A 24,456-nucleotide genomic window follows, 5' to 3' on the forward strand; every position below is an offset into this window, starting at 1 on the left:
CTATTTATCCACAGGCTTTATCGATAATTGCAGAGGACTGCATCTGCGAATAAAGTGCTATGGTATGGTTCAGAAATTTGACGCACCCTCCAAGGCCTTGCTACGTAGCCAGATCGCGGAGCATATTGCTGAGACCGACGGCAAGGCACGGCATGTATCCAGGCACTCGGATCATCCGGTCCCGCCCTTGCCTGAGGATCGCTATTTCGACCGGGAGCTAAGCTGGCTCAAGTTCAACAAACGCGTGCTTGAGCTGGCAGAAGACGAGAGCGTGCCCCTGCTGGAGCGCGCCAACTTCGCCGCCATATTCGCCAGCAACCTTGATGAGTTCTTCATGGTCCGCGTGGCTGGTCTGAAGCGTCGCGTGGACACCGGCATTGCTGTGACTGCCGCCAGCGGAATGAGCCCCCGTCAGCAGCTGAGGGCCATCTCCGAGCAGGCGCACAAGCTTCAGAACGAGCACGCCCACTATGTCATCGACCACATCCTGCCGGATTTGGCCGCCGAAAGCATCATCCTGCTGAGCTGGACGCAACTGAGCAGCCAGGAGCAGGAACGGCTCACCAACTTCTTCCGCAACCAAGTCTTCCCAGTCCTGACCCCACTGGCCGTCGACCCTGCCCACCCCTTCCCCTACATCTCAGGAAACTCCCTGAACCTAGCGGTCCTAGTGGAGAACCCAAGCTCAGGCAAGACCCACTTCGCTCGCGTCAAGATTCCCGACAACCTCTCCCGTCTGGTTCCTGTGGACGATCTGACCGACGAGGAGGGCCGGGAGGAACGCTATGGGTTCATCACCATGGAGAACCTGATCATCGCCCACTTGGAATACCTTTTCCCGGGCATGATCATCAAAGAGGCCCGTTCCTTCCGCGTCACTCGCAATGAAGACATTGACGTAGAAGAGGATGACGCAGAGAACCTGCTCAACGCCATGGAGAAGGAGCTGATGCAGCGGCGGTTCGGACCGCCCATCCGCCTGGAGATCTCCGACTCCGCTTCTCCCTTCCTCTCGCAGCTGTTGGCCAGCAAGCTGCGAGTCAACCAGGAGGAGGTCTATCGACTGCCCGCTCCCTTGGACTGCACGGTCCTGTTCGAGCTGCAGTCCATCGATCGGGCCGACCTCAAGTTCCGGCCCTTCATCCCCACCACCAACCGGCAGATCGCCGAGGTGGAATCCAGTCAAGCCCAGGACATCTTCGCCGCCATCCGCGAGCATGACATCCTCCTTCACCACCCCTATGACTCCTTCTCCACCTCGGTTCAGGCCTTTCTGGAGCAGGCAGCGGCTGATCCGCGAGTGTTGGCCATCAAGCAGACTCTCTACCGGACTTCGGGCAACTCGCCCATCATCAACGCCCTGGTGGATGCCGCGCACGCCGGCAAGCAGGTACTGGCTCTAGTCGAGATCAAGGCCCGGTTTGACGAGGAGGCCAACATCGCCTGGGCTCGTCAGCTGGAACGGGCGGGCGTCCATGTGGTCTACGGAATCGTGGGACTAAAGACCCACTGCAAACTTTCCCTGGTGGTCCGTCAGGAGCAGGACGGCCTGCGTCGTTACTGCCATGTAGGCACCGGCAACTACAACCCCAAGACCGCCCGCCAGTACACCGACCTGGGCCTGCTCACCTGCGACCCGGTGGTGGGACAGGACCTGACCCGGCTCTTCAATCAGCTGTCAGGCTATGCACCCAAATCCTCCTTCCACCGCCTGCTGGTAGCCCCACGCACAGTTCGTTCCGGGCTGCTGCAGCGGATCGCCCGCGAAGAGGAGACCGCCCTCAACGGCAAGCCTGCCTGGATACGAATCAAGGTCAATTCCCTGGTGGATGAAAAGATCATCGACGCCCTTTACCGGGCCAGCCAGGCCGGGGTTCGCATCGACATCGTGGAACGCGGCATCTGCTCCCTGAAGCCGGGAGTGCCTGGACTGAGCGAGAATATCCGCGTCCATTCCATCCTGGGACGGTTCCTGGAGCATAGCCGCATCTTCGCCTTCGCCAACTCACAGGGCCCCCAGATCGGTGAGGGCCCCTTGGCTGGGCCGGAGGTCTGGATAGGTTCTGCCGACCTGATGCACCGCAACCTGGACCGCCGCGTGGAGGCGCTGGTCCGCATCACCGCGCCTGAGCAGGTGCAGGGGCTGATCGACTATGTGGATCTGCAGATGGCCGATACCACCAGTTCCTGGCACATGCGGCCCGACGGCACCTACGAGCGCCACAGCAGGGACGATCAGGGCCGGCCTCTGGTCGACTCGCAGGAGTATCTGATCGACCGTCACACCCGAACCCCTAGGGCCAGGCGATAATGATGCGCCTTCAAGCCGACGGGCTCGCCGCCGAGACGTATGATCAGGATGGCATTCGGCCATGAGCAGGACAGTCGAGGCAGCCGGAGCCATTCTCTACCGGTGGCGCACAAACTTCCAAGGATGGATGAAATTCAGTGACGACGGCCGAGCGGCCCCAGGAGCCAGCCCCCGATCCGATCTCGATGAGCTGGAGCTCTGTCTGGTTCATCGTCCTAAGTACGGCGACTGGAGCTGGCCAAAGGGCAAGCTGGAGAATCGCGAAACCCCCATACGGACGGCCGTGCGAGAGGTCGGCGAAGAGACGGGCTGTCTTGTCCGTCTAGGGCCATACTTGGGGGATGCCGAATACCCGCTGAACAACGAGGGTCGGAGCCGGGGCAGCAAAGGCGGCCGACTCAAGCATATTCGCTACTGGATGGCCACACCGACCGACGCGAAACACGCCGCCGGTCAGAGCGCACTGTTAGGACCCATCCACCGGCCTGATTCCAGGGAAGTCGACCAGATACGCTGGGTCGGAGCCTATGAAGCCCGCAGACTGTTGACCCACCCCAGCGACAGAACCATACTGGATGCCTTCGTGGATCGGGTTGAGCAGGGTGGCATCCGAGCTCGTCAGCTGATCATCGTTCGTCATGGCAAGGCAGTGGCCCGGAAGGAGTGGACGGGCAAGGATGCAAATCGTCCTCTTACCCCCAGGGGCGCCGGAACTTCTTATGCTCTAGCACGTGAGCTGGCCTGCTTCGCGCCTGACCACCTCCTGTCCTCCCCCTGGATCCGCTGCGTGCAGACATTGCGGCCTTACGCCGATGAGGTCGGTCTGCCAGTGCAGATGGCTGCCTGCCTGACGGAATCCTCCTATCACAGCCGTCCCAACCAGGCGCACAGCTGGCTGGACAGGCAGATGGCCGACCTGCTGACGAGCAACAGAACCACTATGATCTGCATGCATCGCCCGGTCCTAGGGGGGATCTTCGAGCAGCTGCGCGGGCTGTGCTCCAGCGGATCGCTATCCAAACGCCTGCCCGATGACTCTCCCTTCATGCCCACCGGCAACGCCGTTGTCCTCAGTTTGACTGGCGACCCCAATCATCCGACCATCATCGACATACAGAAGGTGACTCCCCTTGTCTATTGACAGCAATTCCAGAATTGGCTCATCCTCGATCCGCTCTTCCCGCACGGGATTCGTAGCTTCCGGCACTGGAACAACCCGACCCTCACGCCCGGGCCAGCTGGATCCAGCCATCGCCGACCAGCTTTCCGGAGGCATGGATCCACAGCAGATCAGCGAGATGAGCCATGTTTCGGCAGCTTCCCTGTTGGATCGGGTCCACCACAGCGCCGACCCCGCCATCGTAAAACGGGTTCTGACCCTGGTAGACCGCGAAGGCGTGGATGTAGTGGCCGAGCTCTGGAGCGACAGCGATCCTGACTCCCTGCCGGGCATCCTTTGGCGGCTCTACATGCTCCGCAGCTGGATGCGTAGGGACGCTGATGGAATCAGTCGTCTGTGGCGGCTGGGCGAGCCCACCGACACCGCTGCATCAGCCATCGCGGGCGTTGACCAGGCTCCGGAGGCCGACGACATCATCCGAACCGCTGACTCCATCCTCTCCGGAGCCTTCACCGGCGACTTCGCCATAGCCCTGGAACGGGCCGGAGCATTCTGCGACGTGATCGCCCGCGGCATCAGGACCACCATCCGGGATGCCCAGAGCAGACAGCTGGACCATCAAGAGGCCAAGGAGGTCGACGCAGCGCAGCGCACCGTCAACTCCCTCAACCAGACAGCCCGTGACTTCATGCGTGGCGCCTCACTCTGGCGGCGAGGACGGCTGGAGTAGAATTCGTCACCTTTCAAGCCGGAAGCGTAAGCACGTCGTGAGCCCGGATCAGACTCAGGCATGCCCTACAATGGGGACTGCGCCGGACCATGGTTAAGCCCCGGGCTCCGTTTGTTGCCGCTTCGAGCGGCGTTTGCGCCGACAGGCGCTTGCATGGTTCGGCGTTTTCATTTCCATTCCCAAATCGAAGACAGCATGGCTTGCCGATCGCTACCAGAAGCCGACCCGCTGAGCTACGCTGAGAGGTATGGAACTTCACGTACTGGAACACCCGCTGATCGAGCATAAGCTGACCGTACTGCGGGACAAGAACACTCCTTCCAACACCTTCCGCGAACTGATCAGCGAACTGGTCATGCTGGAGGCCTACGAGGCCACCCGCAATCTGGACATCGAAGACCACCCCATCGAGACCCCGGTCGCTCCCATGGTGGGCAAGAAGCTCTGCTCTCCACGACCCATGGTGGTTCCCATTCTGCGCGCAGGACTGGGCATGCTGGACGGCATGACCCGGCTGTTGCCCACGGCCGAGGTCGGATTCCTGGGGCTCAAGCGCGACGAGAACACCTTAGACATCATCACCTACGCCAACCGTCTGCCAGAGGACCTTTCCGGCCGTCAGTGCTTCCTGCTGGATCCCATGCTGGCCACCGGCGGCACCCTGATCGCCGCCACCAAATACCTGGCTGAGCGTGGAGCCAAGGACGTAACTTCCATCAACATTCTTGCCGCTCCTGAGGGCCTGAATCGCCTCAAGGAGGAGATGGATTCCTCCATCAACCTCAAGGTGGTGGTCTGCGCAGTCGATCAGAAACTGAACGAGCACGCCTACATTGTGCCCGGCCTGGGCGACGCCGGCGACCGCCTTTACGGCGTCATCGACTGACCCAGCAACCTGACGGGGCATGCGCCCCATCTCTGCCGAGGATCCGAATCATCCGCGATTCGGGTCCTTTTTCAATGGCCGTTATACCCGTTCCACGGGTGCTGCGTGAGCACGATCATAGCCAAACTTAATAAGGCCCCTCTAGGCTGATTATCTGTGCAGACCAATAATCAAGCGGGCCAGTCATCCAGAGACAGGGCAACCGCGCCATGGGCCCTGTACTAGCTCGTAATGCGATTGCCCTGTCTGCGCGCAAAGGTTCGCTGGCAAAACGTGGCCGCCGTCAGAAACGCTAGACTTCCCTCCCCCCCCGTCAGCGGGAATAGGTTCGCTATGGAACCATCTCTACGCAAACTGTTGGCTCTGCGACGCCATAGAGCTTGGCGACCGATCATCATGCCTACGATCCTCCCGGCCTCCATCCTCTCGATCCCCATCCTCTTGCAGCCACCTCTCGCACAGGAGTGTCTAATCGCTGATCGCCACCCTGGTTCTCCCCTGGTCTGACCCTGAAAACACCCTGAGTGGGCCTTCGCCTGGTGTTGCAATAAGAACAGCAGCATTCAAGGGTGAGAAAGGAGCGCACTATGGAGGGCAAGTCCCTTTCCCTAGGTGGATCAATCACAGGAACCGGAGCCTCAGGACCGATGGGCGGGGGCGGCTCGCAAACCGCAGATCGAACCAAGGCGCGCACTCCTGGCCTGGCCTCCCTGGTGCGATCCTTTCTGCATGAGCATCGGTCCTCCTACACAGTCATGGTCCTGGCGGTCATGGCCGCTTCGGCCCTTACCAGCGCCTGGATCCAGGTAGCCATTGCCGCTCGGAAGGGCGACGGGATGCCAGATACGCACGCAATGAATTCCTACGACCGCGCTATGACCCTGTCCTTACAAGACGGCGCTTCACAGATATCCATAACCTACGCCTGCATATGCGGGTTCGTTTCCATCTTCCTGGTCATCACTTCCGTGGGGTTCCTGATCGAGCGCCGCCGTCGCGAGTACGCCATGATGCGGCTTTCCGGCGCCTCTCCCAGGACGGTAAGATTCATCTCCCTGCTGGAATTCATGATTCCGGTAGGCTTGGCCGCCCTCCTGGGCAGTTCGGCGGGATGCCTGCTGGTGCCGGCATTCGCCAAGTCTCTGATCAACTCAGGCCTTGAAGCGCTGGAAATGACCGCGCATCCCCACCCCATGGGAATTATCTTCGCTTTCGTGGGGATACTCCTGGCAGGCCTCTTAGGAACCTGGTTCGCCGCCAGGAGAATTACCGCGATCTCTCCCATCGAGGCTTTGCAGGACTCGGAGAATCGAGCTGGAACCAAGTCAATCGGCCCTCTTCGCCTGATAATCGCCCTGGCTGCCCTGGCTGGAGGACTGGCCATGGTCTATCACCGCTTCAAGGGCATGGACATTGAAATCCAGATCCTGGCCTCAACCGGCTGTCTGCTCGTCATCATCGGCACCCTGGCCCCAGTCCTGGTTCCGGCCTGCGCCAACCTGATCGGCATCCCCTTCCAATTGGCCTTCCGAGGTGCAGGTCTCCTAGCGCGGCAAAGGGCGCGGAAGGAAAACCGGAGCTCCACCGCCGTCGCGGTGCCGATCATACTGATGCTGGTCATCGTGACCGGAGTTGTAGCCCTGGGACGGTCCAGCTGGGCACAAGAAGCCATAAGCCGGTATAAGCCGGTCACTGCCGAAATCATGATCAATGCAAAGAGCAATGATCCAAGAGACCTGGAGCGCCAGCTTCGGGCCACTGCAGACATCGAATCCGCCGTCACCTATAGCGAGGGATCCTGGAAAACTGCAGACAAGGAAGATGCCGGCAGCAATGACGAACCTTCCGTCATGGCTATGCACGTCAACAAAGCAGGCAAGGACGTCAATACCATTAGTCCGATCTTCATCGAGGGCTCAGCTGCGGACCTGAGGTCGGGCAAGATCGCCGTCATAGCAAATGGCCGCACTCAGGAGAAAGACCCCATTGGCCGCAAGCTGACCCTGATCGACAGGTACGACAAAAGCCATACGCTGACCATCACCGCCGTAGTCGATATGACCCCGACAGGACAGATGGGCGAATACCTGATGACGGATGCCGACCTGTCGCAACTGGCGCCCGACAACAGTGGATCGACCACCCTAGCCAGGACCGCTCCAGGTGTTCGGACAGGCGATCTGATCAGTCAGCTCAATGCTTCATGGGATAAGAAGGGCATCAAGGCCTGCACCAAGAAGGAGTACATTCGTTCCGACATCCAAAGGTCAAAGGAGGTGCAGCGGGCCATGCCCCAGATGGTGAACGGGGCCATCGTCCTGACGGCCATATTTCTGATCCAGGCATGCGCCATCGCAGTCAATGAGCGCCGCCAGGAGAACCGAAGGATGCAGGCCGCCGGTGTTTCACGTGGAACATTGGTCTGCTCTTCGATTTGGGAGTCAGTGATCGATGCTCTTTCGGCCATCCTTCTTTCAGCCCTGGCCATGGCGGGAGTGCTGGCCGTCATATTCCATCAGCTGTCCGGCCAGATAGACATGAGCGTCGTGCCTCTCCCCTACGGCTACTTCCTGATCATGGCACTCTGGGCGATAGGTCTGGCCGCTGCGGCCTCAGGCCTGTATAGCTGGTTCAGCTCCCGGGCAGATACGACTCGAAGATGATCCCATCAAAGTCGGAGCTGGCAGCCTCTTGTGCGCGCTCGGAGCGGACGGTCCAGGCGATGGGCGTTCCACCTAGGAACCGGTACAGACGCATGGGCAGTGAGTGCCCGCTGTGCCACTCGCAGGCCACAAAGTCCGGTCGCCCCAGCCAATTGAAGAGAAGGGATCCAGCCATCCAGCGCAGAGCCGAGGAGCAGGTGCCCACCCGGCCGTGGTAGGGGGCGACAAGTTGCCCCCTGGTAATGCCGGGATGGTGAACCCGATACCAGACAAGGGCCAGGACGTTGAAGGATTCAATCACATAGGGGCCCTGATACCTGGACAGGAGAGCATCAGTTCGGCGCATAAGCTCGCCATCCAAGCCTTGGTCCATCTTGATCTCGACGATCAGCGGCACCCGGCCATCCACCAGAGCGAGCACCTCAGATAGAAGAGGCACATGCTGAATCTCAAGATCGTTGGGGCTTTCGTCCCCTCCTTCTCTTTCGGGACCACCGTCGTGGTCGGCAGAGCCCGAAATCTCTTCTCCGGGCTCAAGAGCCTGGGCTGGGCTTGGGCACAGAGGCACCCTCCGCAGCTGATCGTAAGTCAGATCAGCCACTGCTCGATTAACGCCAGCAACCCGCTGCAGGTCTCTATCGTGGATGACCACCACCTGGCCGTCCCGGCTGAGATGGACATCCAGCTCGATCCCGTAACCGGCCCTGCAGGCCGCCTCGAAAGCCGCCAGCGAATTCTCTGGCGCCACCACCCGATAAGGGTTGTCCGGAGCGGAGGCATGCCTGCCCAAGGGCTTTTCGGACGCAATCTTCAGACAGTCATGGATACGGTGCAGGTAGGCAGTCTGACCAGGGTTGGGATTGGTCGTCTCCATACCCGAGCCAGCATCGTGCAGACCCCTGTGGGCATAGGGATGCGAGGACAGGCCGAGAGGCTTTCTTCGTCCCGCAACCGATGAAAGGCCAGGGGCCAGAGCCCAGCACCAGGCTCCCAAAACTCCGCATCCCAGCCCTAGTGCTACCTTGCCGGCCAATCGTGCTTTAGACCCCATCATCGCCTCCAGCCATCAGCTACTTCACTATCCACGCTAGCATCGAAGGAGGGCTGAACGAGCTTTTCTGGCTTGACTTCAAGCTGCTTCAAGGTCTTATCCTTGAACAAGCAGAACATAGAGGCATACCCTGCCCTGAGCCAGATCCGCCCAAGCAATCCTGCCAAGAAAGAAGCACAATACCATGCAGAATGATCCATCCACCACCGTCCCGTCCATCAAGCTCAACAACGGCGTGCTCATGCCCATGGAAGGCTTCGGCGTCTACCAGATCACCGACCAGGACGAGTGCCGTCGCTCGGTCCTGGATGCGCTTGAAACCGGGTACCGGGCCATCGATACAGCTCAAATCTATGGAAACGAGCAGGCTGTCGGAGATGCTCTGGCTCAGAGCAGCATCGACCGCGACCGGATCTTTCTGACTACCAAGGTCTGGATCACCAACTACGGATATGACAAGACCAAGGCCTCGATAGAGGAATCCATGAAGAAGCTGGGCACTGACCACCTGGACCTGGTCCTCCTCCATCAGCCCTTCAATGACTACTACGCAGCCTGGCACGCACTTGAAGACCTCTATGACCAAGGTGTCCTGCGAGCTATCGGCGTCTCGAACTTCTACGCCGACCGGTATGTGGACCTGGTCAAGTTCAACAGAATCGTCCCGGCCGTCAACCAGCTGGAGACTCACATCTTCCACCAGCGCCCCCAGGAGCGCGCCTACATGGACAAGTACGGCACCAGGATCGAATCCTGGGGCCCCTTCGCCGAAGGCCGCCAGGGGATGTTCACCGATCCGACCCTGACCGAGATCGGGCAGGCGCATGGCCGGACCGCGGCCCAGGTGGCTCTGCGATTCCTGGCCCAGGACGGGGTTATCGTCATCCCCAAGACCACCCACCGAGAGCGCATGCGCGAGAACCTCGATATATGGGACTTCCAGCTCAGCGACCAGGAGATGGACCGTCTGCGGTCCATGGACACTGGAAAATCAGCCTTCATGAACCATGAGGATCCTGCCGTGGTCGAAGACTTCGCCGATTGATTTAGCGATTGACGGCCCCTGTGCAGATCGGGCTCCCAGCTTAGGCCTCGCCGTTGCGCCGCCGGCGCTTAAGGGCCCGATGCACCTGTGTGTCAAGGAGACTGATCCAAGGGGCACAGAGTCAATCGCAAAGAAGATCTGGCCGAGCGGACGGTCTTGCCCGGTGGCCAGGGACCAGTCACCATGGCGTAGGGTGCAGAATCCGCGTCGGCACGCAACTCGAAGAACTCACAGCAGGAGGCCTCAGGAAGAATCTGCAAGCACAGGGAGAGAATCTGCCCCACCTTAAAAGCGTGGACCCCGGAGCCTCGAACATGCGGCGCATGGCGACAGGAAACCAGGCCGTGGATGCTGCCGGACAGTTATCGCTTCGGATCATTTTGGCCATATGACGAACCCTGCCACATCAGTGCCGACGACCGGAGCTGACGGCTGCTGACCTTGATCAGCCCTGTTGACCTGCGATGGGATCACTGGAAGTGATGGGGATGAAACCGGTCCGTCGATTTGGCATCGGCGCCTTGGGGTTCTGGTCATGACGAAGAGGAGCAGCAGGAACAACATGAACCTCAGGCCGGGGCATGTCGACGGCTGGAGCGGGAGCGGCAGGTCGAGGCGCAGCGCTAAGGACTGGAGCAGGTGCAGCTGGCTGCGGCCCATCTTCGGCCGGGGCAGGTCGCTTCTGCCTGTTGCGTTTGAGCTCCGTATTGAAGATCTTCCCTTGTTCGACCGTCAGCTCGCCCTTCCTAACCAGGCCGTCAACGATCTCCTGGCCCTTCTCCACGCCTGTGGCCAGTGCCCCGATGCCAGCCAAAAACACCTTGTGCAATCCATCACCGATATGCAAATCCGACATGATATGCCTCCCAGCATTCATACGCCCTTGAAGTACCAGGCTTATTCGAACGGCTGCGCCCCTTTTCACCGCCAAGAAACGAGCAGCCATCTGCGATTACAGTCTAGCCGGATATTCCAAGCCGAACCGTGCAACACCATGGCGGGAAGGGCAGTCTGCGCCCTTCCCCGGCGCGCAGGCGACCGCCTCTGCCCTGACCCGAAAGCCGTGTGCGTCTCCTGCAGAGGCCAACGCCAGGAATCGCAGGCTCCTATCACCGTGGCCTTGATGCGGCAATACGGCTGGCCTGATCAGCCAGGGAGTCCAGACGCTCCAGTTCATTTTGACTCTTCTGGTCCACGGCTTCCTTCATCTGGACGAAGGTGCCCAGGCCGTACCGCCTTTCGGCCGCACTCTTGATAAGGAAGTCCGTGATGGCCGGATTCTTCGGCAGCAGCGACCCATGCATGTAGGTGCCGATGACCTTCTTCCATCGGGCCCCCTCGGTATGGTCCTTGCCATTGTTGCCGCGGCCATCTTCAGCCACCCTGCCCAGAGGTTGGGTACCCTCTCCCAGATAGGTCAGACCCGAGTGGTTCTCATAGCCGACCACCCTGCCGAAGTCCTCTGCCTGCTCCACCAGGTTGCCGATCATCCGCTCTGGTTGGGCGATGGTGTGCACGTCAAGGATGCCGACCCCCTCCAGGCGCTCATGGTCGGAGGTCTCGAAATAATGCCCGAAGAGCTGATAGAGCCCGCATATCATCAGCATAGGCACATCCTGGTCGGCCAGATCGTGCAGAAGTCCGCCCCGCTCGCGCAGGTCGTCGATGATCCGTTCCTGGCCATGGTCCTGGCCGCCGCCGCCAAGGACCATATCGATCCGCTCTGGCCATGCATCACCGGGATTGTAATAGCGGACCATGGGACGGAACCCATACAGCTCAGCCCTGCGGGTCACGCTGAGTATATTGCCCGAATCCCCATAGATGTTCATATCACGGTGGTAGAGGGAGAGGATCTGCAACGGCGGATGAACCCCTGTAGCCTTGGCCTTATCCTGCATCTGCGGCATTCCAGCGCTCCTTTTGGTTTGCTCGCTCATGCGCCCACCCCGGCATCGTCCACGCTCGTGACCCTGCCAAGGGCGGACCGGAGCCGGAGCATAGAGGTGTAGGTGCAGTAGATACGCTTGGGTCGGCCGGGATGCATCGCAAGAAAGGCTGCCAGAGCCCGATCCAGGTCGGTCTCGATCGCCTCCGTAGGCACCTGGTCATAGGCCAGACGCAAGGCCATGTCATAAGCCCGGGTGCCGGAGACCATGGCCACGCCGGTATCGCTGAGCGAGGTGAAGTCCACATCCCAGAGCCAGCTCATATCACGCCCGTCCGCATACTCGTCGCGGATGGCGATCATGGTGTCCTGTCCGGCCGGATCGAAGGAGGACAGCGCCAGGCGGAAGCCCATGGGGTTCTTGACCAGGACCAGCTCAACCGGCGCGCCCTGGTAGGTGATGACCTCCCCACGGCCGAAGGCGGGCGTCACCTTGGACAGGGCATCCATGAGCGCTGCATCATCTGGCTCCTTCTCCTCCAGAACGACTCTCACCAGCGCCAGTGCAGCAGCCGCATTGTAGAGGTTGTAGACGCCTTCCAGACGTAGATCGGTCTCCAGGATTCGGCCGTCCAGACGGAAGGCAGCCCTGTGGTCCATGACCCGTTCCAGGGTCACTTCGGCTGGCAGCCAGTGACCGTGCCGGACTAGGCGGGGAGCACTGCTCGCACCGGCACCGTCAGCAGCCCGGTCTGAGGCATGCATGTCGTCATCGGTGGGGAAATAGGTCAACAGGTCATCTGACAGGCCGAAGTAGGCCACGCCGGTCTGGGCCGGCGTCAGGGCGGCCAGGCTGGCGATGCGCGGATCCTCCCGGTTGAGGACGACCGTGCCCGTGGTGGCCTGGGCCACCTGACCCAACAGCCGGGCTGTAGTGTCGATTTCCCCAAACCGGTCCAGCTGGTCGCGCATGACATTGAGCAGGAGTGCATAGCGTGGCTTGACCTGTCGCACGAAGTGGACCGCATAGGCCTCGTCCAGCTCCAGGACCGCAATATCGGCATGCAGACGGCCTGACAGCCCCAGTGCAGATACCAAGGCCGAGACCACGCCGCGGGTGAAGTTGGACCCCGTCGGATTGGTGAAGACCTTGAGACCCAAGGACTCCAGCATGGAGGCCACCATTCGGGTGGTGGTGGTCTTGCCATTGGTTCCCGAAACCAGAACCACCCCGCGAGGAAGGCCTGACAGGGTCCTAGCCAAGAAGTCCGGGTCGATCCGCTCCACCACCCTGCCGGGCAGGGCCGAACCGCCGTGATGGGACAGACGCGAACCGAGGCGTATCGCCTTGCCGACCAGAAGGGCCAGGAAGGCGCGCCAAGGCCGACGGGGATGACCAGGCTGATTGGCAGGCTGCTTCTTGGAAGCCGTGGAACGCATGATCAGACCCCTCCCTGCTGATAGTCCTGGGGCATGTCCTTGAACTTGGACTTCTCGCCCAGGAAGGCCAGCTTGAAGGTGTCGGTGGGACCATTGCGGTGCTTGGCCAGGATGATGTCGGCCTCGCCGGGACGGTCCTCCTTGTCGTAGAAGTCAGGTCGATGGACCAGAAAGACCACGTCGGCATCCTGCTCGATGGATCCAGACTCGCGCAGGTCGGAGAGCATGGGCTTCTTGTCGTTGCGCATCTCAGGACCGCGGTTGAGCTGGCTCAGCGCCACCACTGGAACCTCCAGCTCCTTGGCCAGCAGCTTCAGAGCGCGTGAGAAGTCGGAGACCTCCTGCTGGCGGGATTCGACCCGCTTGCCCGAAGTCATCAGCTGCAGGTAATCGATGACCACCAGCTTCAGATCGTTGGTCTGCTTGAGCCGACGGCACTTGGCGCGGATCTCCATCAGGCTCATATTAGGCGAATCGTCCAGGAAGAGCGGGGCGTCCTGCAGTCTGCTCCAAAAAGTGTTCAGGGTGTTCCAACGCTCAGGGGTGATGTCGTCCGCCCGGCGCAGGGCCACTAGGGGGATGTCGGTCTCCGCCGAGATGATGCGCTGGGCCAGCTCGGTCTTGCTCATCTCCAGGGAGAAGACCACTGTGGTCATGTTGTTGTGGAGGGCTGCGGCGCGGGCGAAGTCGATGCCCAGGGTGGACTTGCCCATGGCGGGGCGACCGGCCACCACGATCATCTGCCCGGGCTGCAGGCCCTGGGTCACATCGTCGATGCTCTTGAAGCCGGTGGGCACGCCTCGCTCCATGTCGCCGTTCTGCAGCTTGTCCAGCTGGTCCAGGGTGTCATGGACGACCGGCCCGATGGCCTCGTAATCCTGACGGACCCTGCCAATGCTCATCTCGTAGACCTCGGCCTGGGCCAGATTGACGATGTCCTCGGCCTGAGAGCCCTCGGCCGAGTAGCCCAGCTGGGCGATCTTGGTGCCGGCTGCGATCACATTGCGCAGGATGGCCCGCTGGTGGACGATTTCGGCATAGTAGGTGGCGTTAGCGGCGGTCGGGACCGAGGCCACCAGGGAATGCAGATAGTCGGTGCCCCCCACCTTCTCCAGGTCGCCGGACTTGAGCAGCTCGTTGGCCACCAGAACGGCATCAACCGGCTGGGAGGCCGAGAAGAGAGTGACGATGGCCTCGTAGATGGTCTGGTGCTTGGGCTGGTAGAAATCGGATATCTCTATCATCTGGCTGACCTCGCCGATGGCGTCCTTGCTCATGAGCATGCCGCCCAGCACGGCCATCTCCGCATCGTCGTCATGCGGGGGCACCCGGTCGAAGAGCATGTCGCGGCCTGTCCGGGCATGATCGGTGGGACGCTGCTCGGGATGGGTGTAGTCGGTATAGTCGTCGGAAGCCATAGCCACGATTCTACGAAGAGAACCGTCCTTGACGGCCCCATGAGGAGGATTTCACCCAAGGCATTCACTAGGAGACCCAGGGCACTCTGGATATAGCTTCGAGTCGTTCCTGCATGTGTACAGAAAAATAAGTTATCCACATTCAAGGCGTGTCCTAGAGGACATGTGCGCAACTTATCCACCTCATGGGTATAACTCTGTGCAAAACTTGGGGACAGTCTTCCACATCATCAATCTAGCTTGCGCTCGGGCCTGTTCGGTGATACTGCATCTACCGGCAAGGTGTCCACGGACTGGGTTCCAGGGATTGTGTCTTCAGTCCAGAGCATTAGCATGGCGTCCATGCGCAGCCACAGGAACACCCCCGAAACCAAAAACGGATCAATCACGCCGGAAGAACGGCGGGCAACCTACCGGACCATCGCTGGCCTGGCTATACCCACTTTCGGCCAGCTGATCGCATCCCCGCTCTTCGTCATGATCGACACCGCTATCGTGGGCCACATCAGCGACTCGGCCCTAGCCGGGCTCTCCATCGGGTCCACGGTGGTGCTGACCACCGTAGGCCTGTGCATCTTTCTGGCCTATGGAACCACCTCCCAGGTGGCCCGGCTCATGGGCGCCGGCCGCCGCAGGGAGGGAATGCAGGCGGGGGTGGACGGCATGTGGCTAGCCTTCGCCATCGGCCTTGTCGTCTGCGCCCTGATCCTGGCTCTGAGCCGGCCCATCTGCAGCCTGATGGGAGCTCGGGGCCCGATCCTGCAGGCAGCGCAGACCTATCTGAATGCCCTGGTCTTCGGCCTGCCAGCCATGCTCCTGGTCTACGCCGCCAACGGTATCTTCCGGGGGCTGCAAAAGGTAAAGATCACCCTGGTGGCCGCCGTGTCAGGCGCTATCCTCAACACCGTCCTGGAGGTCCTGCTGGTCTTCGGCCTGCACATGGACATTCTGGGCTCGGGCCTAGCCACCCTGATCGCTGAGTGGGCCATGGGACTCTTCCTGACCATACCAGCCCTGGTCTGGGCTCGTCGAGAAGGCGCCCAGCTGCGACCTCGACTCTCAGGCATGGCGGCCAGCATGGGCGATGGCTTCCCGCTCTTCCTGCGAACCCTGGCCCTACGGGTCTGCCTGTTCATGACCGTGGTGGCTGCGGCTCACCTGGGCGAGCAGGTGCTGGCCGCCTACCAGGGGGTCAACTCGGCTTGGAACTTCGGACTGAACATGCTGGATGCCGTGGGCATCGCCGGTCAGTCACTGGTAGCCACCGAGCTGGGCGCCGGACAGCGGCTGCGAGCGCGGATCATGACCGACCTGTCAGCCAAGGCCGGCATGGCTATGGGCGTGCTGGTCGGGCTGGTCATGATCGCTCTGGGCCTCTTCGCCGCTCCCCTATTCAGCCCTACGCCGACCATCAGGTCGTTGATCACCGTGGGCATGATCGTCCAGGGTATCTTCATGCCCGTCGCCGGATGGATGTGGGCACTGGACGGAATCCTGATCGGGGCCGGGGACTATCGATACCTGGCAGCTACCTGCTCCCTGACGGCTGTGATCTACGTAATCGGGCTGCTGGGCATGACAGCTCTGGCCGTGAACTGGACGCCCACCTGGCGGATAGCCATGCTCTGGGCCGTTCTCAATATCCTCTTCATCGGCGTCAGAGCCATCTGCAATGGCTTGAGAACGCGCACCGATGTCTGGATGGGAACAATCGACCAGGCCGGCCAAGCCTGAAACAGTCACCTACGGCGAGCAAATGCGCAGAAGACGCAAGAACCCCACCGCTAAACCATGAAATTGGCCATGGCGGCGGGGTTGTGCAAAGCCAGCAAAGCAGTAATGGCCATGCCCAAGCGACGGCGGCAGACTGTTGCCTCAGATGGCGTCTACGCCGGTCTCTCCGGTGCGGACCCTGACCACCGAATCCAGGGTCTGCACCCAGACCTTGCCGTCGCCCACGGTGTTTGTGGCAGCGGCCTGAATGATGGCGTCTACCAGGTCATAGACCCGCTGGTCCTCGGTCAGCACCTCCACGCGCACCTTGGGGACCAGATCCACCTTGACAGTGCTGCCCCGGTAGATTTCCTTATGGCCGCCCTGCCGACCATAGCCCCGAGCTGACGAGACGGTCATGCCGTGCACGCCCACCTCTGTCAGGGCCTGCTTGACCTGTTCCAGCCGTCCGGGCTGAATAATGGCGGTGATGAGTTTCATGCTGCCTTCCTTCCTGATCAGTCCAGACCAGACCCGAACTCATAGGCGCTCTCGCCTTGGTCGCTCTGGTCGACGCCGATGATCTCCTGGTCCTCGCTGACCCTCCAGCCAATGGTCTTCTCCAGCGCAAAAGCGATCACGCCAGTTACTGCAGCCGCGTAAATAATCGCAATCAGCGCTACCAGGAACTGAACCAGCAGCTGCCGGAAATCGCCACCGGCCAGAAAGCCCGTGCCGGTACCAAAGAAGCCTATCAGCAGAGTGCCCAAGAGACCACCCACACCGTGGATGCCTACCACATCCAAGGAGTCGTCATAGGCGAAACGGAACTTGAGCCCGCAGGCCAGGCAGCAGACAAAACCAGCTAACAGACCGATGACCAGGGCCCAGAGCGGGGAAACCACGTCGGCCGCTGGAGTGATGGCCACCAAACCGGCGACCATGCCGGATGCGGCACCCATGGCGGTGTAGTGCCCCGTGCGTATCCGTTCAGTAAAGAGCCAGCCCAGAGTGGCGGCACTGGCGGCCATGGTCGTGGAAACCCAGGCATATCCTGCTGTGCCGTTGGCAGCGAAGGCGGACCCGGCATTGAAGCCGAACCAGCCGAACCAGAGCAGGAAGGCGCCCAGCATGACCATGGGCACATTGTGGGGCCGCATGACCTGCTTGGGGAAGCCTACCCGCCTGCCAATGATGAGCACAATGATCAGAGCCGCCACGGCTGCATTGATGTGGATGACCGTGCCACCAGCGAAATCATGGGCGGGGGCTCCGATGGCGTTGGAAATGGGACCGTCTGCCGAGAGCAGGCCGTGATTCCATACCATGTGGGCCATGGGCCCGTAATCCAAGGTGACCCAGAGGGCAACGAATATCATCCAGGTGCTGATTCTGACTCGCTCTGCCAGGGCTCCCGAGATCAGAGCCACGCAGATCATGGCGAAGGCGGCTTGGAAGGCGATGTCCACCGTATGCGGGTAGGCAGCGTTTGCGGAATCAAGCGAGGTGAAGACCCCATCCTTGGCTATGACCGTGTCCTTGAGCAAAAAGCCGGTGATGGGATCGCCGAAGACGCCTCCGATATCCTTGCCTGCAAAGGAAATCGACCATCCCCAGAGGGCCCAGATAATCCCCGTCACGGCAATGGCCAGCGTGGACATCATCATCATGTTGAGTACAGCCTTAGCCCGGACCATACCCCCATAGAAGAAAGCCACCGCCGGAGTCATCAGAAAGACCATAGACGCCGCTACCAGCATCCAGGCAGCATTTCCAGAATCCATGCCTACACCTCTCTTTTCCCCATCCATGCGATCAGCCCCCCCAACAAAGAGGACTTCCCTCTGGACAGCCTACGTCAGATTCTCTTCCACTTCCCGATTCATCAAACAGGAGCAGGATGTCGGTCAGGTCACCGCCGCATTACCTCCGAGTGACTATTGGATGACCACCTTATGACCAACTCGATCAGACTACTCGTCTCCCAGAATGCCGTCGACAAAGGACTCAGGGTCAAAGACCGCCAGATCGTCCGGCCCCTCGCCCAATCCGACGAGCTTGACAGGCACGCCCAGCTCTCGTTGGACAGAGACGACGATGCCGCCCTTGGCCGAGCCGTCCAATTTGGTCAGGACAATGCCCGTGACCCCGATTGCTTGGGCGAATACCCGGGCCTGGATCATCCCGTTTTGCCCCGTGGTGGCGTCCAGGACCAACAGAACCTCGTCCACGGGCAGGTTCTTCTCGATCACCCGTCGGATCTTGCCAAGCTGATCCATCAGATTGGCCTTGTTCTGCAAGCGCCCAGCCGTATCCACGATGAGAACATCAGCCTGATCATTTTTGGCTCGTTCCGCTGCTTCGAAAGCCACCGAGGCAGGGTCGGCGCCGTCACGATCGCTACGGACCACGGGCACGCCCACCTTGCCGCCCCAGGTCTCCAGCTGGTCAGCGGCGGCAGCACGGAAGGTGTCGGCAGCACCCATGACCACCGACTTGCCATCGGCCACGAAGAGCCTGGCCAGCTTGCCCGCCGTGGTGGTCTTGCCTGTGCCGTTGACGCCCACCATGATGATGACCGACGGTCTGTTGGCCTGAGGTCGGGCAGCGACCAGGGTTCGATCCATATTGGGGTCGACCAGATCGATCAGACGCTGACGAAGACCGCGGCGCACCGCTGCGGGATCCTTCTGTCCGGTAATCCGGGCATCGTCACGCAACTGTTTCACTAGCTGTTCGCTGGCCTCGGCACCCACATCCGCCATAAGCAGGGTGTCTTCCACATCCTCCCAGTCGGACTCACTCAGATGGTCCTTGGTCAGAATAGCAAAGAGGGCCTTGCCGAAGGGGTTGGGGCTCTTGGCCAGTCTGGCCTTGAGCCTAGTCATACGGGATGCGGATGCCTCCGGGCGGGCCGGCTCCTCCTGTGCTGACGGGCTGGCCTGGTTGGCCGTGGACGACTGACTGGACGCCTCTGAATCGATTGAGCCAGCTGAACCCGTAGAAGCGTCCGGATCGGCAGCAACACCTGATCCACGCGAGGCAGATCGGGCTGCCTGATCAGCCGACGAAGCTGCTGGGGAAGCCTCAGGTTGGTCTTCAGCATGACCCTTTGCGACACCCATCGTTGAGTCCGGGGACGAAGAAGAGCGGCCATCACCAGGCTCTTCCGCCCTGCCGGGGCGTGCGGAATCCCCCTGGGGCCGACGTCTACGGACCGCCGCCAGAATGCCGACCACTGCCAGCACTAGGACGATCAACACCGCGATAAGGATAAGCAGCTGCTGTGTTGTCATAGGCACCAGCCTAAATGCGAAAAGGGACACGGGCCTTCATCATGAACGGTCACTTTTCGCTCGGACGGCTCTTTTCCCTATGCGAAGCGCTCTCGACTGCAGGCATGATGTCGGAAGTGATGGGCTGAGGCTCCCGGCGCTGAGGGCGTGAGGGCTCAGGGCTGGATGATCGTACAGCGGAGCTCCTGGGAGCTGGGGGCCCAGAGGCCGCAGAAACCGACGGCACGACATTCTTCTTCTGCCTCGGGCTGACCGGCGATGCGGAATCAGTGCTTGGCGGTCGGGGCGGATTTATCTCGTCCGTGGAGCTGGAGGCCATCAGGCCCCGAACCTCCATCACCGAGGAGGAGTTGACATAGACCGGATAGGGACGTGCGAAATCCTCATCGGTTGGCGCATCCTGGCCTGAGCCAGGTGCGAAAGACAGGCGTCCTCCTGCTATCCGCGGCAGCTGGTTCTCTTGCTCCTGCCGACGACGGGCGGCCCGACGCACACGCTCATCCATAGACTGAGAGAAGGCACGGTCCTGGGACTCGCCACGCGCCAGGCGCATGACAAATACGATGAATGCCACCACCACCAGCACCCATATCAGGACAATCAGCCAAACCATACTTGCCATTCTGTCAGAAGAACTACACAGACGCGCTAAGACACGAGGAATCTATCGGCCTCTTTCACACTGGCTCGTTCATCGGCCTGCTCGTTTGGTCAGGCAAATCAAACCAATACCTTTCTATGACTGACCAGAGCTGCTGGGAAGCACATTCCCCAGTTGCTCACCACCCGAAAGAATGACCCGCCGACTGTCCAGGTTCGATTCGGGGCATCTCTGCCAAGGCTGCCAGCAGAAACAAGGCAGCGGCGATACGACGAGTAGAACCTGCTGTTTTTGGAGGAATGTTTGCAGCACGCAGAGATTCCGCGGGACTGATTCTGCTGATGGTTCGGATGGTCAGCAGCGTGCCGATCAAGGCCACCACTACTCCGCATGAGGTTCCTGCTGTCCAGGAAGCCAGCTGGTGGCTGGCGATAAAAGGCTGCCTGCCGATCAGGAACTGTGAGGTCTCCCAGGCGTAGAGGGGACGGGCCAGCAGAAAAGAGGCCGCCAGCGAGACCACGCTGGTAGCGAGCGCCAAAACGAGCACGCGCAGACAGGTCAGCGAGGTCAGCTGCCAGGGCGTGGCGCCTTGCATGGCTAACAGGGCGAGGTTGCGTCTGCGCTGGTTGATCACCGACGAAACGACTTGCAGAACGATCAATACTGCGGCAACGAGAAGCGCCACGAAAGGGATCATCAAATTTTGGTAGGCAGTGCGGCCCTGCTCGGCCATGCCGGGAAGATCGCCCAGGGCCTTGGCTGAAGAGAGCATCATGGCAAGCAGGCCGACCATGGTCTGCGAGGCGATCAGCACAAGCATCACGCCAGACCAGGCCAAAGGGGCATCCTTGAAATCTCGCAGAAGAAGTCGCATCAGATGCCCGCTTCCGACATGGGAACCTTGTCTGCTGCGGCTATACAACCGTTACGATATATGAAAAAGGTGCGTCCTTTCGCCCGGTAGAACCGGTGCTGAAAGGACGCGCCTTGTGATCAGGATTCTTCAGACAATAGGATTCGATGTGGTATCGGAATCAACCTCGGCACTGTTGCCATCCAGCAGCGTCGTTTTGCCTGTCACTTGAGACCCCGGTTCACCTGTCACCTTCACACTGAACTTCAATGTAAGGGTGTTCCGAGGATACAAGGCCAATGGTTTGGAGGTCACACCAGTCCCGTCACCATCTAGAGTGAACTGATCCGATATGTCCAAGGGCTTCGACGCATCAGTATCAGGCTTAGTGTAAACAGCACTTACCGAGCCCTGCAGCTTGGCATTGGGCCCCCACGTGTCCTTGATCGTCACCGTTGGGTTTTCGAAGGACGTGCGATCGTTATGAATAAGCACCTCATATTCAATCGTATCCCCTTTATGCACTGCCTTCCCCTCGAATGGATAAGCGTTCCTTGACACCGTCATGTACTTGCCAACATTCTGCACAAGGGGCACGAAGTAGGCAGGCCAGACGAATCTAGGTGTACCACCCATCGATGAGGTAGGAGTCTTCACATTGTATCGTTTACCATTGCCGTCGTCCGTCAACGGCGATACGCAACTGAGCACATTGTTCGGATCCCTGTCATCTACGATTCCCGGCAGACAGATGTTTCCATCTTTTGCACTTCCATCATTGAACCCAGAGAGACCACCTGTAGCTGTCCCGCCCATGTTATCTCCCCAGGAATATATACTTCCGTCTTCAAGGTTCAACGAGGCACTGTCCTTGTTGCCTCCTACGCTCACGGCTTTTCTGTGTTGAGGGTCCTCATCCGGGGTCCAGATCAAACCTGGTGAACTTTTCTCATTGAATGGCACGGCCCAGGTGATTTTGCTTCTAGAGGAAGACTCAACCCCACCTTCGTTACGACGGCCCCATCCCCAGACGGTACCATCGGACTTCACGAAATTACCGGCATAATATTCCATATTGAAGTCAACTACATTTTCTCCGGTGACCATATTTCCATCCATGTCGGGAGCATTCAACACCTTTGGCTCTACCCGCCAATGGTTGTTGTCCATATCACCGTCTGCAGCTTCCACCATACCTTTGCGGTTTTCGGCACCGCCCCAAGTCCAGAGCTTTCCATTCTTCGTCAGCAGCGCGCCACAGGCATATCCGCCCATTCCCTTGACATAACCACCATTATTTTTGATGACATTGTCAAGATATGGAACCTCCACAGGGGCATAACAATAATACTGCTGCTCGCTCCCGCCTAAACTGACGCATGGCTTGGTCAAGTCGTTTGAAGAGGCCGCATCCAGCTGTGCCGTGGTCAAGGCTCCACCACCGGTGAAATTCCTGCCCCAGAAATACACTTTCTGCTGGTCCGTGACAGCGTAATAGCTCTCATAGCCCGGGAACAGGTCTACAATCTTCTCATTGTTGGGGAATGCAACCTGAATCGGAGACAGGGCAACCCCATAGTTGTCGTCATTCAGATTTTTCGCATCATCATGATTCTCAACAGGCCAGCCCCTTTTACGTGTACGACTCCACTCGTCTCTATTCGAGCCATTGTGCTTACCAACACCTCTTTCACCATACTCATGCTTCCCGACGGTCCAAACCGTTCCGTCGTCCTTCAGGTAAGCAAAACCGTATTCCGTACCTGCAACGTCAATGACCTTGCTGGTATTATTCCCGCCAGGATAGGTTCCCACCGGTGCAGCTGGACCGTCTATAGGCTTCCACGTCGCTGGGGATTCGTTCGGATTTTTCTGATTAACATGATTAGGGATGCCTTCAGGGGCAGCCGTTTGATCTTTATAGACGCCATACACGCCTCCGGTGTGGTAAGACGTTGTATCCTCATAACCTGGCTGACTCCTTATGATCGCATTGGTCGGAAATGTCTGACCTTTCTGATCATTGTCACCCCAACCGTACACATTTCCGTAACAATCTACTGCCATCAAGGCATAGGCGGAACCGGCGACACGTTTGACACACCCGATCCCGCGCACAATATCAGGCTTGTGATAGTTATTCAGCGGAGAATTATCTCCTGTACGAACCTGGGCGCCGTATTTTTGCCATTTTCCATCGATGGTCCAGGAACCGTTCATGCCCGTGTCGGTCAACTTCTGTCCGCCCGAGTAGTAACCCCACATCCAAACATTGCCGGCCTTGTCCAAAGCGACCGTATCATCTAGGGCGTAGGTTCCCTTGACACCTGCACTCGAGCCGAAACTTGATGAAGGAGTCGTCACACTAACGGGATGCTTGCTGACATATGCAGCATCTGCATGAGTGACACCTGCAAACACAGCCATAGCCAAGGTCACAACAGTGACAGCCAACTTCACAGCCCTTGACCAGAACCGATGAGACTCATGCACTCTGAATGTACTATTCATCTAGATCACATCCTTCGGACCATACATGATTACAACTATTGCTCTTGCTCATCGTGTCTCACCTTTTACAATCAATGACAGACCGGTGGTCGTTCCGTTATAGGCGGATAGATCATCCTTTGACAACGTGCTATCCACATAGACACGCAGCGTCAATTTGCGCTCCGGATCCCCGGGCTTCAGATCGAGAGGCATGCGCATCTTCAGGTAGCCAGGCTTAGCAGGTTCATTCCTGTTTGGATCGCCCAGTTGTATTTCACCGTCAGTACCCAGTTTGCCGTCCCAGACCTTGTTATCGCCATCCAGTACCTCAAAGCGAAGTTGCGTAAACAAATCCGGATAGTACCTAACGTTCAATGGACTGTTTTGTCCCACGGAGGTCGGTGCCATGTGTTCTTTCACCTTACGATCAGGGTCTGTGTCCACGAACTTGATGGACAGACGCCCCATCTCCTGCTTCACCGAACTCACCCCTACGGTCCAGGTCTGAGGACCACTTGAAAAAGCATCCCTCAGATTAACGGCAATGGGCTTACCTGCCTCTCCGGTCGAAACCGGATCTGTTCCATCCTTCTGAGCGGCAGTCACCGTTACTTTAAATTCCGTGTCATCGGAAGCCGCCTGTGCATCCCTGAGTCCCAAAGCACGAACCCCTGTACCTGCCAACACAATCAATATCACAGCGACCGCCAGCATCAACTTGGCAACCGTCGCGTGATTCTTGAATAACCTACGCATTCCGCCTTCTCCTGCCATCACAACATACATCCGATATAGAGCAACGAATATCCTCAACCAAGTATGTAAGACTTCTATTGGGGACCGGACCTGCATCAACTCGCATCAATTGCCACTGCATAATGAATCACCTATTCAACTACAGAAGACCTTCATCACTGAGGACAACCATGAGTGAGCTCACAAAGCCAC

Annotated in this window: 18 protein-coding genes and 1 pseudogene; 7 read left to right on the forward strand and 12 right to left on the reverse strand. The window is 59.4% G+C overall.

What is annotated here, in order from left to right; genetic code table 11:
• The first annotated feature begins 64 nt into the window (after window positions 1–64).
• The 5 genes from ACUIAD_RS02200 to ACUIAD_RS02220 all read left to right on the forward strand — a co-directional run bounded on the left by ACUIAD_RS02200 (window position 65) and on the right by ACUIAD_RS02220 (window position 7,710).
• Window positions 65–2,311 carry an RNA degradosome polyphosphate kinase gene (locus tag ACUIAD_RS02200; RefSeq protein WP_110452753.1) on the forward strand — a complete coding sequence of 749 codons (2,247 nt, stop codon included), beginning with the start codon at window positions 65–67 and terminating at the stop codon, window positions 2,309–2,311.
• Window positions 2,312–2,372: 61 nt separating this feature from the next.
• Complete coding sequence (locus tag ACUIAD_RS02205; RefSeq protein WP_110452754.1) at window positions 2,373–3,452, forward strand: NUDIX hydrolase; 1,080 nt, start codon at window positions 2,373–2,375, stop codon at window positions 3,450–3,452.
• 13 nt (window positions 3,453–3,465) lie between these two features.
• Window positions 3,466–4,161 (forward strand): thymidine phosphorylase, encoded by a 696-nt coding sequence (locus ACUIAD_RS02210; protein ID WP_181414517.1) that lies wholly within the window; start codon window positions 3,466–3,468, stop codon window positions 4,159–4,161.
• A gap of 247 nt (window positions 4,162–4,408) precedes the next feature.
• Complete coding sequence (gene upp / locus ACUIAD_RS02215) at window positions 4,409–5,047, forward strand: uracil phosphoribosyltransferase (RefSeq protein WP_110452756.1); 639 nt, start codon at window positions 4,409–4,411, stop codon at window positions 5,045–5,047.
• Window positions 5,048–5,634: 587 nt separating this feature from the next.
• Window positions 5,635–7,710, forward strand: coding sequence for an FtsX-like permease family protein (locus ACUIAD_RS02220; RefSeq protein ID WP_445343550.1), 2,076 nt, complete (start codon window positions 5,635–5,637; stop codon window positions 7,708–7,710).
• Here the strand turns inward: ACUIAD_RS02220 and ACUIAD_RS02225 are convergent.
• Window positions 7,679–8,764 (reverse strand): glycerophosphodiester phosphodiesterase family protein, encoded by a 1,086-nt coding sequence (locus tag ACUIAD_RS02225; RefSeq protein ID WP_445343551.1) that lies wholly within the window; start codon window positions 8,762–8,764, stop codon window positions 7,679–7,681. The two genes, ACUIAD_RS02220 and ACUIAD_RS02225, sit on opposite strands and share 32 nt — an antisense overlap.
• A gap of 181 nt (window positions 8,765–8,945) precedes the next feature.
• Here ACUIAD_RS02225 and ACUIAD_RS02230 point away from each other — a divergent pair, with 181 nt between their 5' ends.
• The gene (locus ACUIAD_RS02230) at window positions 8,946–9,806 is read left to right on the forward strand and encodes an aldo/keto reductase (RefSeq protein ID WP_445343552.1); all 861 of its coding nucleotides are present in this window, start codon (window positions 8,946–8,948) and stop codon (window positions 9,804–9,806) included.
• A gap of 604 nt (window positions 9,807–10,410) precedes the next feature.
• Here the strand turns inward: ACUIAD_RS02230 and ACUIAD_RS02235 are convergent.
• The 4 genes and pseudogenes from ACUIAD_RS02235 to dnaB all read right to left on the reverse strand — a co-directional run.
• Window positions 10,411–10,662, reverse strand: a pseudogene (locus ACUIAD_RS02235) (phasin family protein); the annotation flags it as partial.
• Between the two features lie 253 nt (window positions 10,663–10,915).
• Complete coding sequence (locus ACUIAD_RS02240) at window positions 10,916–11,716, reverse strand: type 1 glutamine amidotransferase (protein WP_445343553.1); 801 nt, start codon at window positions 11,714–11,716, stop codon at window positions 10,916–10,918.
• Between the two features lie 26 nt (window positions 11,717–11,742).
• Window positions 11,743–13,137: a MurT ligase domain-containing protein gene (locus ACUIAD_RS02245; RefSeq protein ID WP_445343774.1), complete on the reverse strand. Its 1,395-nt coding sequence runs from the start codon at window positions 13,135–13,137 to the stop codon at window positions 11,743–11,745.
• Window positions 13,137–14,477, reverse strand: coding sequence for a replicative DNA helicase (gene dnaB / locus ACUIAD_RS02250; RefSeq protein ID WP_445343775.1), 1,341 nt, complete (start codon window positions 14,475–14,477; stop codon window positions 13,137–13,139). The genes ACUIAD_RS02245 and dnaB overlap by 1 nt, the downstream gene beginning before the upstream one ends.
• A 417-nt stretch (window positions 14,478–14,894) precedes the next feature.
• On the opposite strand from dnaB, the gene ACUIAD_RS02255 reads away from it, so the two are divergent.
• Entirely contained in the window at window positions 14,895–16,286 is a 1,392-nt protein-coding gene (locus ACUIAD_RS02255) for an MATE family efflux transporter (RefSeq protein ID WP_445343776.1), read from the forward strand.
• Window positions 16,287–16,427: 141 nt separating this feature from the next.
• Here ACUIAD_RS02255 and ACUIAD_RS02260 read toward each other — a convergent pair whose 3' ends face one another.
• The 7 genes from ACUIAD_RS02260 to ACUIAD_RS02290 all read right to left on the reverse strand — a co-directional run bounded on the left by ACUIAD_RS02260 (window position 16,428) and on the right by ACUIAD_RS02290 (window position 24,264).
• Window positions 16,428–16,766 carry a P-II family nitrogen regulator gene (locus tag ACUIAD_RS02260; protein ID WP_110452764.1) on the reverse strand — a complete coding sequence of 113 codons (339 nt, stop codon included), beginning with the start codon at window positions 16,764–16,766 and terminating at the stop codon, window positions 16,428–16,430.
• Between the two features lie 17 nt (window positions 16,767–16,783).
• Entirely contained in the window at window positions 16,784–18,049 is a 1,266-nt protein-coding gene (locus ACUIAD_RS02265) for an ammonium transporter (protein ID WP_110452765.1), read from the reverse strand.
• Window positions 18,050–18,238: 189 nt separating this feature from the next.
• Window positions 18,239–19,390: a signal recognition particle-docking protein FtsY gene (ftsY, locus tag ACUIAD_RS02270; RefSeq protein ID WP_445343777.1), complete on the reverse strand. Its 1,152-nt coding sequence runs from the start codon at window positions 19,388–19,390 to the stop codon at window positions 18,239–18,241.
• Window positions 19,391–19,610: 220 nt separating this feature from the next.
• On the reverse strand, window positions 19,611–20,174 hold the full coding sequence (locus ACUIAD_RS02275) for a hypothetical protein (protein ID WP_445343554.1): 564 nt from the start codon (window positions 20,172–20,174) through the stop codon (window positions 19,611–19,613).
• Window positions 20,175–20,340: 166 nt separating this feature from the next.
• Window positions 20,341–21,036: an FtsX-like permease family protein gene (locus tag ACUIAD_RS02280; protein ID WP_445343555.1), complete on the reverse strand. Its 696-nt coding sequence runs from the start codon at window positions 21,034–21,036 to the stop codon at window positions 20,341–20,343.
• A gap of 129 nt (window positions 21,037–21,165) precedes the next feature.
• Window positions 21,166–23,526, reverse strand: a complete 2,361-nt coding sequence (locus tag ACUIAD_RS02285; protein ID WP_445343556.1) for a hypothetical protein — start codon at window positions 23,524–23,526, stop codon at window positions 21,166–21,168.
• Between the two features lie 48 nt (window positions 23,527–23,574).
• Window positions 23,575–24,264 (reverse strand): hypothetical protein, encoded by a 690-nt coding sequence (locus ACUIAD_RS02290; protein WP_445343557.1) that lies wholly within the window; start codon window positions 24,262–24,264, stop codon window positions 23,575–23,577.
• Window positions 24,265–24,456 lie beyond the last annotated feature (192 nt).

The sequence above is a fragment of the Bifidobacterium sp. ESL0819 genome, assembly GCF_052606245.1.